Origin of the sequence: Rhizobium sp. C104 (assembly GCF_022354505.1) — a bacterium.
GTDB classification, from domain to species: domain Bacteria; phylum Pseudomonadota; class Alphaproteobacteria; order Rhizobiales; family Rhizobiaceae; genus Rhizobium; species Rhizobium redzepovicii.
Window position 1 is genome coordinate 89,732 of the sequence record NZ_CP092354.1, and the last position, 15,695, is coordinate 105,426.

The following is a 15,695-nucleotide window of genomic DNA, read 5'->3' on the forward strand; positions in this document are numbered from 1 at the left end:
GAATTGTCCGCATCAGTTGACGCGCCTTAGGTGCGTTCGTCACGACGCTGACGATGTGGTTTGAAGGCGGGAGGCAAAGCGCTCTTGGGCGGCACGTTTCACCGAATCCAAAACCGGCAGTGATGCACGTGCACTCAAATCGAACTGCACCGTGGTTGCTTGAAGTTTGGCAGCAACCTCACCAGTGCCTTCGAGGACGATCTCATGGACCGAGCCGATTGAACTTCGCCCAATCTTGACGACAGCGCTTCTCACGAATAGCGGCCAGCCGGATTTGACCTCCTTGAGGTAGCTGATCTGATGCGAAACGTCAGCCCAACCGATGGATCTCGTTTCGAGATCGTCGAGTGTGTATCCAAGCCTGAAGAAAAGCTGGAAGATGGCGATGTCGAACACCCGCATGTAGCCGGCGGTATTCAAATGATTCTGCGTGTCGCAATCGGCCGGATAGACCATTGTGCGTGCAGTCTCGATCCAAGTTTCATCGATCATTACTATTTTCCAAGATATGCCGCGGCGACCGCAGGATTGTTGATCAGGCCCGAAGACGGGCCGGAAAGCGTGATCGACCCAAGTTCCATCACATAAGCGTTCGTCGAAATTTCCAGGGCGAGCATGGCATTCTGCTCAACGAGGAGGACACCCGCCCCCGTCTCCTCGCAGATCTGAACGATCGACTTCATGAGATGTTCTTCGATGAGGGGAGCAAGCCCGATCGACGGTTCATCAAGAACGTAAAGTTTTGGGTCAGACATCATTGCTCGAGCAAAGGCCAACATCTGCTGCTCTCCCCGCTGAGCTGCCGTGCCTTCAGCGAGCGCTTTTGCGCAAGAACGGGAAAGATCTCGTAGGCTCGGTCCAAATCACGGCCGATCGCTTGCTTGTCGGTCCGAAGGTGAGCACCAAGGAGTATGTTTTCATGGACCGTCATTCGGGGAAGAGCTCACGCCCTTCCGGAACCTGGGCCATGCCGGCCGCGACAATGGCCGCCGGGCTTGCCGCTGTCAGGTCAACTCCATTGAATGTTATGGTCCCGGTCGATGGCCTGATGAGCCCCGAAAGTGCGCCGAGCAATGACGTCTTCCCGGCACCGTTACTGCCGATGAGAGCAGTGATTGCGCCCGCGGCGACATCGATCGAGACTTTGTCGACTGCCTTGATTCCGGAGTAATCGACGGAGAGATTGCGAACCTCAAGCATGCTTGCCTCCGCGACTTCCCAGATAGGCTTCGATCACCGCACTGTTGTTGACGATCTCCGTGGGCGGCCCATCGGCAATCTTCTTTCCGAAATTGATGACCGTCATATGCGAGCAGAGGCTGAGAACGGTCTTCACGTCGTGCTCCACGAGCAGGATCGTGATGCCGCTCTTGTTGATTTCACGAATCGACGCCGCCAACCCCGCCTTTTCTGTTGCGTTCAAACCTGCAAGGGGCTCGTCCAAAAGGAGAAGCTTTGGCCTCGCAACAAAGGCGGACGCGACCGAAAGTGTCCGCTGCAGCCCCCCTGGAAGGACGCCCGCGATCTGGTTTGCAACATGACGGAGTTTCATGATCTCGAGCGCCTGGTCGACATCGCCCTCAATTTGCTTGGATGAAGGGTTTCTCAGAAATCCAGCCGGAGCCCATGGAGGAGAAAGGCGCGCAATGGCAGCCATACGGATGTTTTCGCGAACTGTTGCTTCGGAATAGACTTTGATCAGTTGAAAGGTTCTAACGACACCAGCGCGCGACACGACGTGCGGCTTTAAACCGGAAATTCGCGTCCCTTCAAAATCGATGCTTCCCGACGTGGGTTTCAGGAACCCGCTGATCAGGTTCATCATCGTCGATTTCCCGGATCCATTTGGCCCGATCAACCCGTGTATGTGGCCGCTCGAAACTTTGGTCGAGACGCCATCAATTGCCGTGAGGTTGCCAAAGCGTCGGGTAACGTTTTCCAGTTCAAGCATCGTAGACCTCCTTTTTCGAACGGCGCTTGGAAAGGAGTGATTGGATTCTGGAATCGATCCCACCAGGGGCGACAAGGAGTACGAAAATCACGCAGATACCCCATACCAAAGGCACGACCTGGGGTACGCCACGGAACATCTGCTCGATCCCGGTCAGGAAAATGAGTCCTGCGATCGGTCCAATGTAGCTGCTAACGCCGCCCACGATCGCGGAAGCGACAATCTTGAACATCAGGGTTGAACTGAAATCAGCGGGTGAAACAATGCCGTTGTAGCTCGCCATGAACCCACCGGCGATGCCAGCGAGCGCCGACCCGACAACAAATACAAGACTGCGATAACCCCACGCGTTGATCCCTAGGGAAACCGATAGCTCTTCATTCCGGCCGACGGCCTGGACGGTCTTGCCGACGCGTGAGCGTTCGAACGCGAGCAGTGCGAGCACGACCACGGCCAATACAGCCAAAAGCAGGAAGTGGAAGCTTGTCGCGTCTTCGAAGCCCAGCGGCCGTTTGATAAACGCGATCCCACTAGTTCCGCCTGTTATCTCGCGGAACTGTATAAAGCTCTGGCGAAGAGCTTCGCCGGCAGCGAAAGTCGCAAGGAAGAAGTAATATTCGCGTGTTCGAAGAACCGGATAGCTGATCAACAAGCCGAAGATCAGGGCGATGAACCCGCCGATCACAATCGTAATGCCGATCGGAAGGCTGTATGGAGCTTGGGAAAGGATTGCGACGGAGTACCCGCCAAGACCCATCGTTGCGACATGCGCGAAAGACCATCCTCCCATGAGCGTGATCAGCCGATAGCTTACGACCAAAAGGCAGTTGAGAAGGAAGATGATAATCACATCCTTCCAGTAGGAGGTCACGAAGGCAGGCAGGATTGCCAGCCCCATGAGAAAACAAACCAGAATTGCTAGTTGGGTTGCCACCGTGATGGATGGAGGAACAACCTTTTTTGCAGCAAAACCACTCATCAGTCTTTCTCCCCGAAAAGACCCTGGGGCCGAATTGATAGGACGACGAGCATGATGAGCGCGCTAAACATGGCTAGAAACCTGCCGAAGCCTGCCACGGACACCAACGTGTCAAAGATACCGAACATCAAGGCCGCCGCGACTGCGCCCCAAATCGAACCGATCCCACCGACGATGATGATAATGAACGCCTTCCAGAGAGCATCCACGCCCATGAAAGGATTAACGCCCGCCACGGGTGCCATGACGACACCTGCGATTCCCGCCATGATGGCACCAATTACAACGGCCAAGGAGCCAACGAGCTTAATGTTGACGCCTTGAAGCAGGGCGCCTCTTTTGTTTTGCGCAACGGCCCGCATTGCTCGGCCGAGACGAGAGCGCTCCATGAACAGCCATAGGGCAACTATCATGATCGCAGCGACGGCCATGACGAGTACACGCTGATACGGCATGATCGCTCCTCCCATGAAGAGGACTCCTGGGACCGGCGGGCTCATGATTTGCCCCACGGCGCCAAAGGCCTGAACTACGCAGACCTGCAAAATGTAGGAGAGCGAAAGCGTTGCTACATAAATGCTGAGAGGGCGATCGGCGAGTGGCCTAATTATAGATGTGTTTGCAAGTAGACCCATCACTGCCAGCACCAGAGCTGCAACGCCTGCACTGATAGCATAGCCGACAATGCTGCCGGTGACCGGGGAGATTACCGCCAATGTTACCCATGCTGAGTACGCGCCGATCATGTAAAAGTCGCCGTGTGCGAAATTAACGACTCGCATCACCCCAAAAACGAGTGCCAATCCGATGGAAAAACAGACGTAGAATGAGGTCAACGATAAGATATTCAATGTGATTTGCATGCGCGTTCACCTCGAAAAACCACCGGGGGTTCTTGCGCTTTGCGCAAGAACCCTGTCGATGAATGGGATCAGTCCTTCGTCACTTGACCTGTCGACTCAAGTACGGGCAGCGCGGAGGCCTTGTTCTTTTCCCACCACGCAGCCGTGTCCACTATGTCATCCCGCTTGATCGCTTTGCCAGTTTCGTCGATCTGATAGATCGGCATTGGCGTGGTCAAAAGGTTGTCGACGCCATAGATATCCATCCCGCCCCACGGCGAGGTGCCGAATATCGGATGTTCAACAGTCGGCCCGCTTTTCAGAGCTGCAAGGACGGACGCGCCGTCTGGCGTTTTCGAAGCCTTTATTCCCGGCTCAAGCGTGGTCATCGATGCATAGGCCGTCGACGTCAGGTAAGTCCAATCCGCCTCGCCGTACTTCTTAGCGTAATCGGCGAAAAGAGCATCGAGACGCTCATTTTGGCCTTTGAGTTGCGCATCGATCGCGTAAGCACTGAAGAAACGATTTGCGATGTCTTCTGGAGCGAGACGTTCCAGGAGAAACTTTAGCGACCATCCTTCGCTGGCAAAGAGACCTTTGTACCCAAGCTGCTGCATCGCCTCGACCATCAAAGCTTGCTGGCCCGGGGGAAATCCCAGTTCGAGAACGAGGTCTGGTTTGGCAGCGGCGACAGGTGTCACCACACCCATGATGTCGCTTGCCATAGCCATGTCGTAGGGGGTCTCGTAGACGACCTCGATGCGATCACTGTACGGCGCCAAGCCGGCTTTGAAGTATGCCGCCGCTGTATGGCCGTAAGAGGCGTCGGGCACCAGGATAGCGACCTTCTTGACCTCGGGATGATGTTCGACAACATATGCCGCGACATGCATGTAGTTCGCAGGTGCTCCAGTGATTGCACCAAGGAGGTACGGAAACTGCTTGCTCAGATAACCCCCACCATAGGTGATGGTGAGAACCTTGTTCTCAGTAACCAACGGGGCAATTGCTTTACGAGCCGCGGGTGTCCAGGTCTGGAGAAGAAACTGAACGCCGTCATCCTGAATGGCGCGCCGGGCAGAAGCAAGCTCATCACCTGGCGTGTAACAATTGTTGTCGTATGCGTGAACTTCGACTGTATGTTGCTTGCCGGTAGCATCTGCGATACCACCTGCCTTGTTCAACGCGTCGGCCCACAGCTCAACACCACGTGTGATCGGGATGCCGTACTGAGCACACGGCCCTGATTGGGGCGTGATCACGCCGACTTTGATTGCGTCGGCGTGCGCGAATGTGGCTGTCGTCAGAGCGGCTACTGCCGCTAGAATACTGTGCTTTTTCATTCTTGTAGTTCCCCTTTTGTTGAGTTGGAGTGGTAGTCTAGCGGATGACCTCCATGTTCCCGCAGATGCCGAGTGACTGGCCCGAAATCGAGCGCCCGGACGGCGAGCATACGAAGGCGATAAGGTCGGCGATCTCCTCGGGGTCGATCATCTTGTGCATGGAGATATTCTTGAGCTCGTCAGCCCAGGCAGCCTCTTCGGAAATGCCCAAGAGCTTCGCACGGTCGGCGATTACGCGGTTCATCCGATCGCCGTTGACCGATCCAGGCAGAATCGAATTCACTCGAATGTTGAACTCACCCAGTTCCATGGCCAGCGAACTCGGTGAAGCCGATCACACCCCATTTGGCGGCCGCGTATGGAGTGCGGTAGGGAAACCCTAGCCGTCCAGCAGCGGAGGATAGATTGATGATGCTCCCTGACTTCTGGCGTTTGAGATGAGGGATCACAGTCCGGCAGAAATAAAACTGCGCATTGAGGTTGACGACAACGGTCTCGTCCCATTGCGCCGGGCTGATATCTTCGACATTTTTCGTCGGGCCGGCGATGCCAGCGTTGTTCACTAATATGTCGATGCCCTGGAGCGTCGCGGTCATTTCTTCAGTGACAGATGCGACCGCCTCGGCGTCGCGAACGTCGCATTTGTAAGCCGCGATGTTGGGATTCTCGACGCGGAAAGACTCAAGCGCCTGTTCGCTGATGTCGCATACTGCGACATCAGCTCCAGCTGAATGAAGCGTACGTGCGATAACCCGACCGATCCCGCTTGCTCCCGCGGTGACGATAGCACGGTGGTTAAGAAGGCTCACCATCACGCACCCGCCTTAAGGCCGAGTCGATCGCGGGTAGCATTCGAGCTCATCACCTTTGCGCCCATGGCCTCGATGATCGTCTTAGCACGATCGACGAGAGCGACGTTGGTCGCAAGTTCCCCTTTCTTCAGCCAGATATTATCTTCGAGGCCGACGCGGACGTTGCCCCCGAGAACCACAGCTTGCGCGACCATCGGCAACTGCATGCGTCCAACGCCGAAAGCTGACCAGATGACGTCCTTGCCCTGCGCCATGTCGACGAAAGCCTTCATTGCCGATGTCGTGGCAGGCGCACCGTAGTTAACACCAAGGCAGAACTGAACCATCGCGCTGCCGTCGAAATAGCCCTTCTCAAGAAGGTCCATAGCAAGCTGCATGTGTCCGAGATCGAACACTTCGAGCTCAGGCTTGACGCCGAAGGCCTTAATCATTTCCGCGCCCTGGCGGATCTGCTCGGCCGTGCTGATGTAAACGAGGTTACCGGAGCCTACGTTGTAGCTGCCACAATCCAGCGTGCAGATGTCGGGCCTAAGGGCATCGACGTGGACCAAGCGCTCCTTCTGAGAAACGAGATCACTCTCAGCGGCGACGAATGCGTAGGGGTCGTCAGCGCCGAAGGTCAGGTCGCCTCCCATACCCGCCGTAGTATTAATAATAATGTCTCTGTTCTTTTCGCGAACTAGTTCGATAACCGCCTTGTAGAGATCGGTCTGGCGGCTGCCGACGCCTGTCTCGGGGTCGCGGACATGGATGTGCGCAATCGCTGCACCAGCCTCTGCCACAGCAAGCACGTCTTTCGCGATCGCTTCCGGTGCGATCGGAACGTGCGGGTTCTTCTTGAAGTTATCCCCCGCTCCCGTCACAGCACATGTGATGAAGACGTCATTATTCATACGTTAGTTCTCCGTGTCACGGGAACTGCACGAGCGTCCATATTCCAATCAACGTGCTGCGCTGTGGATAGGCACGCACCAACTCCAAAGCTGGTACGACGCCGGGCGATCAAGGCTGTTCCCATTTATTGATCTTTGATCAAGGAAATAGTATCCCTGCCCGAAGGTTTGTCAATGGGAAAGTGCAGAATCAAATGCCATGGCTACCCCTAAAGAGATAGCCGCTTGTATTTACGTCCCTTTTTTGTCATCGAGAAGGACGCAGGCCCTACGAAAACCCGCGACCATCCGGCACATTTCCCACCATTCTTCTTGACATTTGATCAACAAACGGCAGTGTTTATACGCCTGTAAGCTGTTGATGCGACTGGTCGCGAGGCTTTAAGGTTCGGCGCGTCAAATAGGGAAGGATGTTCGCCATCACTAAGTTTAAAGTACCCCCGCTCCGCGAGGTGCCGCCCAGCTCGACACTGGACCATGTTTACTCGGAGTTGAAGCACGCGGTTATGGCGGGAGAGTTTCAGCCAGGACAGCCAATGAGGCTTGAAGAGCTTGCCACCGTGTTTGGGACAAGTCACATGCCCATTCGCGAAGCGCTTAACCGTCTTGTCGTTGCTGGTGCCCTGGAGCAGGCTCCTCGTCGCTCTGTTCGCATACCCAGACTAACGGATAAGCAGATCCATGATCTTTTAGCGGTTCGTTTGGTCAATGAAGGTCAGGCAGTAGTATGGGCGGCAAATCATTGTACGTCGGCCGACATCGCGAAACTAGCTACCCTTAACTCAAAATTAGACGAGCTTGAGCGTTCTAAGGACTTCGACGCACGCGCATATCTGAAGATTAATCAGTCTTTTCACTTTGCGCTTTACGCCCTTTCGCAAAATGAGATCCTCCTAAAAACCATTGAAATTCTTTGGCTTCAAAGCGGCCCGCTGCTTCACTTGCTGACAGCCGGAAAGACGTTGCAGCACGGACACAAGCACCATTCCGAAGTCGTTGCATGTCTCGCCGCTGGGGATGGAGAAGGAGCAAGCGAGGCGCTCAAAAGCGACATCCGGGAGGCGTACGCGACGATGTTTGCAACTCTTGAAAAAGGCTGGCCCGAACGCACCTGACCTTGGATGGAAGATCGGAGTTATTTTGATAGCAAACGCGCTAAAGGCTCTTGTTACGCTTTGGGAAGATGCCTGTGACGATTTCAATTCCAAGCACTCAGGCGCGGCGGTTTCCGCGTGCGGGTTCGCCGTTTTTTCAACCCACGACCCTCAGGAGATCGTCGAGTCGGGCGAAGACATGAGTTTGCCCTCGCTAATAATATCCATGGGAAGGGAATTTAACATGTTTTGCAATAGGTGGCGGTATTGGCGCAAGGCAGATACTGAAAGAAGACATACACAAAGCCTACGCGAGGATGTCGCCCACTATAAAAAAGGCTGATCCCACCTGAGAGGATGCCTTTGCTTCGGCAATATTGGGAAGTCTGAAGGAATATGCTGGCACTGCCCCTCCCTTAAACGGCTGTCGGGCGATTACACGCGTCAATCACAATGGAAAGCTTTTGTATAGCCGCTCACGAGCCTCCGTTCGGCGCAATCACCTAGCACAAGGCAAAGAGGTCGAGGATGGGCTGCGGAGGGCAAGCATTGAAGTTATGTCTCGAAATTCTGGCCCCTCGAAGTGACTTGAAATTTGCCCTTATTTAGGAGAGTCATATATGCAGCACTGGCTGGACAAGCTGACCGATCTCGCTGCGATTCCTGGCGACCAACGCCTAGTGACGCAAGCACTGAAGACGGTCACCGAGACAACCGGTTTTGAGGGCTACGCTTATCTCAACATCCAGCCGAGCCACTCGAGTGCGGTCTCAAATTACCATCCGGACTGGCAGGCCGAGTATTTCAGGCGCAGATTCAACAAACTTGACCCGGTCATCAAACGCGCCCACACATTGAAGCGGGCATTCGTCTGGAGCGGTGAGTGGGACAGATCGCGCCTTTCTCCAGACGAGCAATCATTCTTTTCGCTCGCGTCCGATTTCGGAATACGGTCCGGTATCACAGTTCCCGTCAGAATTGCCCACGGCGCGCTGGCTGTGTTCACACTTGCTTCCTCGAAGCAGACGATGGACATCGATCGCGAGATCGATCCGGTCGCGGCGGCAGCAGCCGTCGCGCAATTGCATACGCGGATTCAACTCTCCGATCCGACCCCGACCGCCGAGGAACCGCTCCGGCTCGATCCCAAGGGGGCCACATATCTCAGCTGGATTGCCGACGGCAAGACGATGGAGGAGGTCGCAGATCTTGAAGGCGTCAAGTACAACAGCGTGCGGGTCAAAATCGAGCAAGCGCGGAAGCATTTCAACGTACACACCATCGCGCACCTGACCGCTACTGCCATTCGGAAGAAGCTGATCTGACGGTCAGTTCACCGTCACTTTCGGGATATAGCCGAGAATGGTGAGAAGCGTGTTCAGCGCGGCCATTTGCGCGTGCATCTCGATGGTCGCCTCGATGTATTTGAGATGGTGGACGCCGCCGGTCGCTCTGCCGTCCTGGTAGTCTTGCGGCAGTGCCTGGTAGAGCTCATCAGCCTTGTCGACCAATAGCCTGTGCTGCCGGATGGCGTCGACGGTGAGGGTTTCCAGATCAGCCGTGGGCAACCCTTGCGTCAACCCGAACACCGGTCGAAGTTCGAGCTTTTCTATCAACGCCGCATCTTTCGAATCCATCTTGTTTCCAACCTCGGGATTTGTCTGCGGTGCGCCCCCGCAAACGTCAATCCCTGATCCCAAGCCGGGGGTTGGAAACTGTCGTGGACAGTCCTGCGACCTTTAGCACCGAGTACCTGGACATACGTCACAGGCCCCCGGCCAAATGGTCAGAGGATCTGGCGCCGCATCAGCCGGCGCCAACCGCCACGAGAGGTTTCCACACCCCGAGGCAGCGCGTACTGCCTTACTCTCCCTTATAGGGGGCGAGATCGATTTTCGCCAGTGCAAACAGGCGGATAATTGCCGTGGATAGAATGCAGATCTGCACTTCCTCCACTCTCATTTCGCCCCGATACCGGAAAGGTCGACACGGATGCTGGCCTTGTTCGGATCTGCGTCGGGTAGACGATCTGGGACCGGTTCGCTCCGATCGTCCGCACCAGGCACCGGTGTTTCCTTGGCAATGGACGTCTCTGGCTCGGCATCACCAGGTGTGTCCATCTTGACCGCACCAGCATCAGGCGTACGGAATACTGCCTCCCCCTCGAAATACCCGGATTGCCAGGCGATGATCGCATCCTCGAACACCTGGCGCCCAGCTTCTTCCCCCGTGGGATTGCCATACCATTTCAGGACGATGCGGTAGACCTTGGCGAACAGGGCCGTGCCCATGCGGAGGTTGGCGCAGCTATCGACGAGGTCCGGTTTGAGCTCACCGGCTTCGAGCACGCCGAGGCCAGCCGGGTATTGGGTGATGCCGACACGAACGACGTTGCGGCCGATATTCTGACGGATCAGATCCATTGCCGCTTCGGGCGTGGCAGGCTTCGGGACGAGAACGACACGCTTCCCCGCGCGTACGGTCACCGTCAACGGATCGTCGGATCCCGCCGCGGCGATGAACTTCTCGACGATCGCCGGCTTCAGATCGGGATCGGCGCATTCCTTGATCATGGTAGCATCGACCATGTTTTTCTCCACGGCTTTTAGCGATTGAACGCGCTGACGAGCGGCAGGCCGAACAGCTTTGCCCAGGCGATGGTGCTCGCCTGCTGGATCGCAACGATCGAGGTGCCTGATGTCCACCAGCCATTACCAACAGCGACGATGAGGTCGGGCGAATGCAGCGTCGACTGCAGTGTCGGCCAGACGATGAGTTGCTCGTAGCAGATCGGCGGTGCGATCCGCTTGCCGTCCGCCCCGGAGACAGGGTTGGAAAACAGGTGCGCCTTGGCGCCGCCGGCGTCTCCCGTCCAGGCCCGCCACGGTTGCCACATGGAACCCGGAACCGGCATCCGCTCACGATAGAGGATCTCCGCCGCTTGCGATGAAATCGCCACCAGCACATTGTCATATCCATCTCCGTCGAGGACGGCGGCGCCAGCGATGATGGTGAGGTTTCGGTCGCGCAAAGCCTCCCTCCACAGACGCTCCACGGTCGGCGTCCAGAAGCCCAGAGCACTTTCGGGAAGGACAATGAAGCGGGTCGAATCGCCGGCCGCCGACAGCACCGTTGCGATCAGGTCACGGTGATGCTCGAGCGAGGCGTCGCGCCCGAGCTTTTGGCCCTGTTCGAGGTCGACGCCCTTCCATCCCTCCGGTAGGGTCGGCGTCGTCCACAATGCGGCGGACCAGAACCAAAAGCCTGTCAAGGCAACGGCTGCTGCCGGCCAAGAGCGCGATGTCATCATCGCAAGGCCGGCAGCGGCCGCAATCAGCCCCCACCATCGCCATCCGGGAAACAGTACACCCGCCGCGGTGATCGGGTGCGCCCAGCCGGTGATCCCGAAGGGCGGCAGCGCCATCAGCATGGTCGCCGCCAGATACCGGGCCGCTCGTCCTCCTTCGGATTGGGCCTTTCCCGGACGCCCCGTCCAAAGCGCCGCATGCACGATGACGAATGATGCCGAGGCTGCCAGCCACAGCAGCAAACCGGGCCAGAGATCGGCGGCATAGAAGTTCGCCACACCTTCCGGCAGACCGCGTGAGGCGGCTAGGAAATACCCCTCCGAGACCATGGCCGCGACCAGGCGCGACGGCGACATCGCCCAGAGCACTGGAAACAGCATCGCGATCGGCAAAGCAAGCACGAAGCCGCTCCAGCCCACGCCTCCGATCGCGATAGCCAGCGCAATCAGAATTGCCGAGCGTATGCGATCATGGGTCGAATGTGAGGATCGGCCGGGCGAACCCGAGCAGTCCGCTGTCGGGGGTTGGTCCAAAATATCGGGAGTCATAGGAACTCGCAAAAGGGGAGTGCAGATAAAGGTATCCCGGCGGCACGATGCCGCCGGCAAAGGGCGTGAGCGGTCGCCCGGCGCCGTCGGTCCGGCGCAGGTGCGAGGACGGCAGAAGCTCGCCATCGATCCTCACGTCATTGCCGATCTCGACATGCTGGCCGGGTAAGGCCGCGACGGATTTGATCAGCGGCGCCACGCCACCCGGGCAGAGGCCTCGGGCGAGATAGGAACGCCGGCGCGCCTCTTTGAACAAAGGCATCTGCGGCGGGCAGACGAAGACCAGATCGCCAGCCGCGATTGCCCGGCCCACCGCCTGGATGCGCCACAGCCCCAGTGGTTCGCTTGGGGTCAGGTTCAGGCGGAGGCCGCCAAGCCAAGCCACGGCCGAAAGCAGCCCCACGGCCATTGCCGATGCGCCGAGAGCCATGATTGTCCGCCGCCGGTTCATTGTTTTAGCGCCGGCGTCTGGCGTTGGGTGAGGCGCAACTCCTCGACCTGTTTAAGCGTCGCGGTGGTCCGCTCGTGAGCGGCAAGTTGCTGCGCCGTACGCATCACCGGCCAGGCCGCCTTCAGGCTCTCCTTTTCGGCTGGCTGAAGGCCGGAGGCCATCTTGTCGAACAGCGGTCCATCGGGATTGCGCGCGGCATTGGTCAGCAGTGTCCGCTCACCGAAGCGTTCGGAGATGGCCTTGTTGAAGCCATCGATTTCGAGCTTGGCCTCGCGGTTGCTGATCGCAAATCCGAGTGCTGCCGGTAGATCGTTGCGGTCGATTGCGTCGCGGACGCGCTCCAGCACGGTGCGCGCTTCCGGCGACAGTGCCGGGATATCGATCGAAACGCGATGGCGCAGAGTCTTCTCCTCGCCCTCGATCCGCGCCCGGGCCGTCTCGCGCATGGCAAGATAGTGTTCGATGTCACGCTTCAGCGCCGGCAGGTTCACCTCGGCGACCCGTCGCGCCTCCCGGTCCGATTTGCCGGCGAGCAGTCCTGTCTTGCCGTTCAGCGCGCCGATCGATGCCGGCTCGTCAACCAGTTTCTGCAGGGCCTGTTTGGCGGCCTGACCATCGACCAGAACCGCATCGAAATTCATCGCCCGGAAGGCGGTCTCCGGATCGGCGAAGACATATCGGAACCGGGTCGAAACCTCGTCCCACTGGCCTTTCAGCGCAGGATCCTCTCCGAGCTTCTGATCGATCGTATCGTTGACCGAGAACGCAAACTGTTTGACGCCGGCCACCATGGGCGCAAGCTCCTTCTTCTGTTTCCGGGTTGGAGATTGGAGAAGACCGAGCCGCTCGCCGATGGCGCGCATCCGCTTGGTGAGATCGACGAGCTTCTCTTTCTGCCGCAGCGTCCAGTCGAGCCGGTCGCGCACAAGCGTTCGGGCGACCTGGACCAGATGCAGGCCGCGGTTTTCGGCAAAGGAAAGCGCCTGGTGATAGAGCGTCCCGCGCTGGTAATCGAGCGTCGTCTCCTTGGCGTTACGGCGCGACAGGACCTTTTCCAGTCCGCCATTGAAGCCGAAGGAGCGCTCACCGTAATAGACCTGCAGATCCTCGCGATGGCGGGTCATGGCGACATAGGTCAGGTGACGATCGAGCGAGAGCGACGCCAGTACCTTGACGCGATCGACGGTGGCGCCCTGGCTCTTGTGGATGGTCGTGGCGTAGCCGTGATCGAGGTTGTTGTAGGCCCGCTGCTCGACGGTCACCTGGCGCCGATGCTCCCCTTCGCCGACCGCAACAACGACACGGTTCGGCGCCGCCTCGACGACCCGGCCGAGCATGCCGTTCTTGACGCCAAGCGCCGTGTCGTTCTTAAGGAAGACGATCTGATCGCCGGCAGCGAACGGACGCATGCCGTCGGCGGTTCGGAAGGCGTGCCCCTCACTGACAAGGCCGCGCTCGACCAGCCTTTTTCGCGCCATGTCGTTGAGCATGCGCACGTCACGGCGCAGATGCGCCAGCATCAGCGTGGTCTTCGCAGGATCGTAATCGCGGTTCCAGTCGCCGATCATTTGTTCGACCGCTTCAGCCTTCAGCGTCGAGCCATGCAGCCGGTCGTGCGATTGATAGCTGACAAGGGCAGCACCGACATTGCCGCGCGCCAGATCGAGCGATGCCGTCCGCATCCAGTCCTCACGCTGCCGGTAGATCGTCTCGAGTTCGGCGTAGCCGATCCGGTCGGCAATGGAGCGGAAGGCCGCACCGGCCTCGATCGGCTGCAGCTGATCGGGATCGCCGACGAGAACCAATTTGGCACCCGCCCTGACCACGGCCTCGACAAAACCGGCCATCTGCCTGGAGCCGACCATGCCAGCCTCGTCGAGGACAAAGATCGTCTTCGTATCAAGGCCATCCCGACCGCGTTGCCCGCGTAGCTCCCAAGCGGACAGCGTGCGGCTTTGAATGCCGGCTTCCTTTTCCAGCCCCTCGGCCGCCTTGCCCGCGAGCGCGCCACCGACGACACGATACCCGGCCGCTTCCCAGGCTTCACGCGCCGCCTTCATCATCGTCGTCTTGCCGGCGCCGGCGCGGCCGACGATCGCCGCGATCCGCGCCGGACCTGCAACATGTTCGATTGCGGTTTTCTGCTCATCCGAAAGCTGCGCATGCCGAGCAAAAGTCGTTTGCAGCAGCACCTGCTTCACGCCGTGCGAGGATTGCCGCGACAGCCAGATGGCGCGACTGGCCATCTCCGCTTCGAGCGCGATCATCGCGCGCGTCGTGTAGCGCGCCGGCACCCTCTCTCCGGTCGCGAAATCGATCGTGTCGCGCTGCAGGCGCAGCACCTCAGGACTCTGGAGAATGCGCGCCATCAGCTGCTGGAAGAGACCGGGATCGTCGACATAGCGGTGCAGCACCTTGGCGATGTCGCGCTGATTGAAGACGCTTTTTTCCCGCGTGATTAAGTCGAGCACGACGGCGGGATTGCGAAGGATGCGTCTGGTATTCTCAGTGCGGCGCGCCTCGTTCAGGTCGAGGCGTTCGAGCTCTGGCCGGACGCCTTGCCTCTCCGCCTTGCGCTCGATCGCCTTGGCTCCAACGCCGAGGTGGATGGTCGGTTCAAGGGCGATGCCCTGCTTCTCGTAGGAGCGGCCATCGACGCGGAGCGAAATTCCGTTCAGCGCCAGATGATGGTTCTGGCGCTCGAACCAGCCATCGCGCAGCGCATTGAACTCGGCAGCACCTCCAGCCCAGAGCTCGTAGACGATTTTCCCCGCTTTGGTCTTCAGCGGCTGGCCGTCCTCGCCCATGACTGCGACCTTCTTGGCGCCGAAACCGTCCTCGGCCAGCGGCCGCAATGTCGTCATCAGATGGATATGCGGATTGCCGGGATTGTCGTGGTAGACCCAATCGGCAACCATGCCCTTCGAAACCACATGTTTGTCGACGAAATCCCGCACCAGCGCGATGTTCTGCTCGGCGGTCAGCTCAACCGGAAGCGCGATCGTCAGGTCCTTCGCAAGCTGCGCATCGGTGCGTTTCTCGAAGGCCTCGACACGGTTCCAGAAGGCTTCCGATGCGCCCGAAACCGCGCGGTCGGCAATCAGCGTTCGCGCCCAATCCGGAGCATCCGCCGGCAGCGAGAATTCCTCATGCAGCAGGCCCTGCTTTCGGGTGTAGTCGATGGTGCGAGCCTCGCGCTCATAGTCCATTTTGGCGCAGTGCCTGTAGGCCGCCGACAGCACGGCGCTGCGGCCTTCGCCGCGGCCGACGATGCTGACGGAGAAATGGGCAATGGCCACGGTGCGAGAAACTCCCGGTTCAAACCTCGTTCTCTCGTAAGAAGCGGCCCCGCCAGGGTGGCAAAAGGCACGTCGCGACAGCGACGTATAATTGCGCCCTTGGATCCGCTCTTATCGAGCGGCGGGATCATGCCCCAAAGCGTCGGCCTTGCCGACATGCAGATCTGCACCTTGG

Annotated in this window: 17 protein-coding genes; 2 read left to right on the forward strand and 15 right to left on the reverse strand. The window is 58.5% G+C overall.

Annotated elements, in window-relative coordinates:
• Window positions 1–39 precede the first annotated feature (39 nt).
• From MF410_RS34385 to MF410_RS34425, 10 genes are all read right to left on the reverse strand, one after another.
• Window positions 40–492 (reverse strand): acyl-CoA thioesterase, encoded by a 453-nt coding sequence (locus tag MF410_RS34385; RefSeq protein WP_239621270.1) that lies wholly within the window; start codon window positions 490–492, stop codon window positions 40–42.
• 2 nt (window positions 493–494) lie between these two features.
• On the reverse strand, window positions 495–683 hold the full coding sequence (locus MF410_RS36915) for a hypothetical protein (RefSeq protein ID WP_345774747.1): 189 nt from the start codon (window positions 681–683) through the stop codon (window positions 495–497).
• A 244-nt stretch (window positions 684–927) separates the two neighbouring features.
• Entirely contained in the window at window positions 928–1,200 is a 273-nt protein-coding gene (locus MF410_RS36920) for an ATP-binding cassette domain-containing protein (RefSeq protein WP_345774748.1), read from the reverse strand.
• Window positions 1,193–1,951: an ABC transporter ATP-binding protein gene (locus MF410_RS34395; protein ID WP_239621271.1), complete on the reverse strand. Its 759-nt coding sequence runs from the start codon at window positions 1,949–1,951 to the stop codon at window positions 1,193–1,195. Before MF410_RS34395 ends, MF410_RS36920 begins: the two co-directional genes overlap by 8 nt.
• Entirely contained in the window at window positions 1,944–2,930 is a 987-nt protein-coding gene (locus MF410_RS34400) for a branched-chain amino acid ABC transporter permease (protein WP_239621272.1), read from the reverse strand. The genes MF410_RS34395 and MF410_RS34400 overlap by 8 nt, the downstream gene beginning before the upstream one ends.
• The gene (locus MF410_RS34405) at window positions 2,930–3,793 is read right to left on the reverse strand and encodes a branched-chain amino acid ABC transporter permease (RefSeq protein ID WP_239621273.1); all 864 of its coding nucleotides are present in this window, start codon (window positions 3,791–3,793) and stop codon (window positions 2,930–2,932) included. Before MF410_RS34405 ends, MF410_RS34400 begins: the two co-directional genes overlap by 1 nt.
• Before the next feature lie 68 nt (window positions 3,794–3,861).
• Window positions 3,862–5,115, reverse strand: a complete 1,254-nt coding sequence (locus MF410_RS34410) for an ABC transporter substrate-binding protein (protein WP_239621274.1) — start codon at window positions 5,113–5,115, stop codon at window positions 3,862–3,864.
• Window positions 5,116–5,152: 37 nt separating this feature from the next.
• Window positions 5,153–5,425, reverse strand: a complete 273-nt coding sequence (locus tag MF410_RS34415; protein ID WP_239621275.1) for an SDR family oxidoreductase — start codon at window positions 5,423–5,425, stop codon at window positions 5,153–5,155.
• A complete protein-coding gene (locus MF410_RS34420) occupies window positions 5,412–5,927 on the reverse strand; it encodes an SDR family NAD(P)-dependent oxidoreductase (protein WP_239621276.1) in 516 nt (171 codons plus the stop codon). Before MF410_RS34420 ends, MF410_RS34415 begins: the two co-directional genes overlap by 14 nt.
• Window positions 5,927–6,820 (reverse strand): 3-keto-5-aminohexanoate cleavage protein, encoded by an 894-nt coding sequence (locus MF410_RS34425; RefSeq protein WP_239621277.1) that lies wholly within the window; start codon window positions 6,818–6,820, stop codon window positions 5,927–5,929. Before MF410_RS34425 ends, MF410_RS34420 begins: the two co-directional genes overlap by 1 nt.
• Window positions 6,821–7,230: 410 nt before the next feature.
• On the opposite strand from MF410_RS34425, the gene MF410_RS34430 reads away from it, so the two are divergent.
• Window positions 7,231–7,935 carry a GntR family transcriptional regulator gene (locus tag MF410_RS34430; RefSeq protein WP_275593061.1) on the forward strand — a complete coding sequence of 235 codons (705 nt, stop codon included), beginning with the start codon at window positions 7,231–7,233 and terminating at the stop codon, window positions 7,933–7,935.
• A 599-nt stretch (window positions 7,936–8,534) separates the two neighbouring features.
• The gene (traR, locus tag MF410_RS34435) at window positions 8,535–9,239 is read left to right on the forward strand and encodes a transcriptional regulator TraR (protein ID WP_239621278.1); all 705 of its coding nucleotides are present in this window, start codon (window positions 8,535–8,537) and stop codon (window positions 9,237–9,239) included.
• Window positions 9,240–9,242: 3 nt separating this feature from the next.
• On the opposite strand, the gene MF410_RS34440 is transcribed toward traR, so the two are convergent.
• The 5 genes from MF410_RS34440 to traA all read right to left on the reverse strand — a co-directional run bounded on the left by MF410_RS34440 (window position 9,243) and on the right by traA (window position 15,520).
• Window positions 9,243–9,551, reverse strand: coding sequence for a transcriptional repressor TraM (locus MF410_RS34440; protein ID WP_239621279.1), 309 nt, complete (start codon window positions 9,549–9,551; stop codon window positions 9,243–9,245).
• A 321-nt stretch (window positions 9,552–9,872) separates the two neighbouring features.
• Entirely contained in the window at window positions 9,873–10,502 is a 630-nt protein-coding gene (locus tag MF410_RS34445) for a TraH family protein (protein WP_239621280.1), read from the reverse strand.
• A gap of 17 nt (window positions 10,503–10,519) precedes the next feature.
• Window positions 10,520–11,674, reverse strand: coding sequence for a conjugal transfer protein TraB (locus MF410_RS34450; protein WP_239621315.1), 1,155 nt, complete (start codon window positions 11,672–11,674; stop codon window positions 10,520–10,522).
• A gap of 16 nt (window positions 11,675–11,690) precedes the next feature.
• A complete protein-coding gene (traF, locus tag MF410_RS34455; RefSeq protein ID WP_239621281.1) occupies window positions 11,691–12,221 on the reverse strand; it encodes a conjugative transfer signal peptidase TraF in 531 nt (176 codons plus the stop codon).
• Entirely contained in the window at window positions 12,218–15,520 is a 3,303-nt protein-coding gene (traA, locus tag MF410_RS34460) for a Ti-type conjugative transfer relaxase TraA (RefSeq protein WP_239621282.1), read from the reverse strand. Before traA ends, traF begins: the two co-directional genes overlap by 4 nt.
• Between the last annotated feature and the right edge of the window lie 175 nt (window positions 15,521–15,695).

Excerpts from the sequence above, each read along its gene's own strand:
- MF410_RS34385 (WP_239621270.1), bottom strand. The coding sequence starts at position 492 with ATGATCGATGAAACTTGGATCGAGACTGCACGCACAATGGTCTATCCG.
- MF410_RS36915 (WP_345774747.1), bottom strand. The coding sequence starts at position 683 with ATGAAGTCGATCGTTCAGATCTGCGAGGAGACGGGGGCGGGTGTCCTC.
- MF410_RS36920 (WP_345774748.1), bottom strand. The coding sequence starts at position 1,200 with ATGCTTGAGGTTCGCAATCTCTCCGTCGATTACTCCGGAATCAAGGCA.
- MF410_RS34395 (WP_239621271.1), bottom strand. The coding sequence starts at position 1,951 with ATGCTTGAACTGGAAAACGTTACCCGACGCTTTGGCAACCTCACGGCA.
- MF410_RS34400 (WP_239621272.1), bottom strand. The coding sequence starts at position 2,930 with ATGAGTGGTTTTGCTGCAAAAAAGGTTGTTCCTCCATCCATCACGGTG.
- MF410_RS34405 (WP_239621273.1), bottom strand. The coding sequence starts at position 3,793 with ATGCAAATCACATTGAATATCTTATCGTTGACCTCATTCTACGTCTGT.
- MF410_RS34410 (WP_239621274.1), bottom strand. The coding sequence starts at position 5,115 with ATGAAAAAGCACAGTATTCTAGCGGCAGTAGCCGCTCTGACGACAGCC.
- MF410_RS34415 (WP_239621275.1), bottom strand. The coding sequence starts at position 5,425 with ATGGAACTGGGTGAGTTCAACATTCGAGTGAATTCGATTCTGCCTGGA.
- MF410_RS34420 (WP_239621276.1), bottom strand. The coding sequence starts at position 5,927 with ATGGTGAGCCTTCTTAACCACCGTGCTATCGTCACCGCGGGAGCAAGC.
- MF410_RS34425 (WP_239621277.1), bottom strand. The coding sequence starts at position 6,820 with ATGAATAATGACGTCTTCATCACATGTGCTGTGACGGGAGCGGGGGAT.
- MF410_RS34430 (WP_275593061.1), top strand. The coding sequence starts at position 7,231 with ATGTTCGCCATCACTAAGTTTAAAGTACCCCCGCTCCGCGAGGTGCCG.
- traR (WP_239621278.1), top strand. The coding sequence starts at position 8,535 with ATGCAGCACTGGCTGGACAAGCTGACCGATCTCGCTGCGATTCCTGGC.
- MF410_RS34440 (WP_239621279.1), bottom strand. The coding sequence starts at position 9,551 with ATGGATTCGAAAGATGCGGCGTTGATAGAAAAGCTCGAACTTCGACCG.
- MF410_RS34445 (WP_239621280.1), bottom strand. The coding sequence starts at position 10,502 with ATGGTCGATGCTACCATGATCAAGGAATGCGCCGATCCCGATCTGAAG.
- traF (WP_239621281.1), bottom strand. The coding sequence starts at position 12,221 with ATGAACCGGCGGCGGACAATCATGGCTCTCGGCGCATCGGCAATGGCC.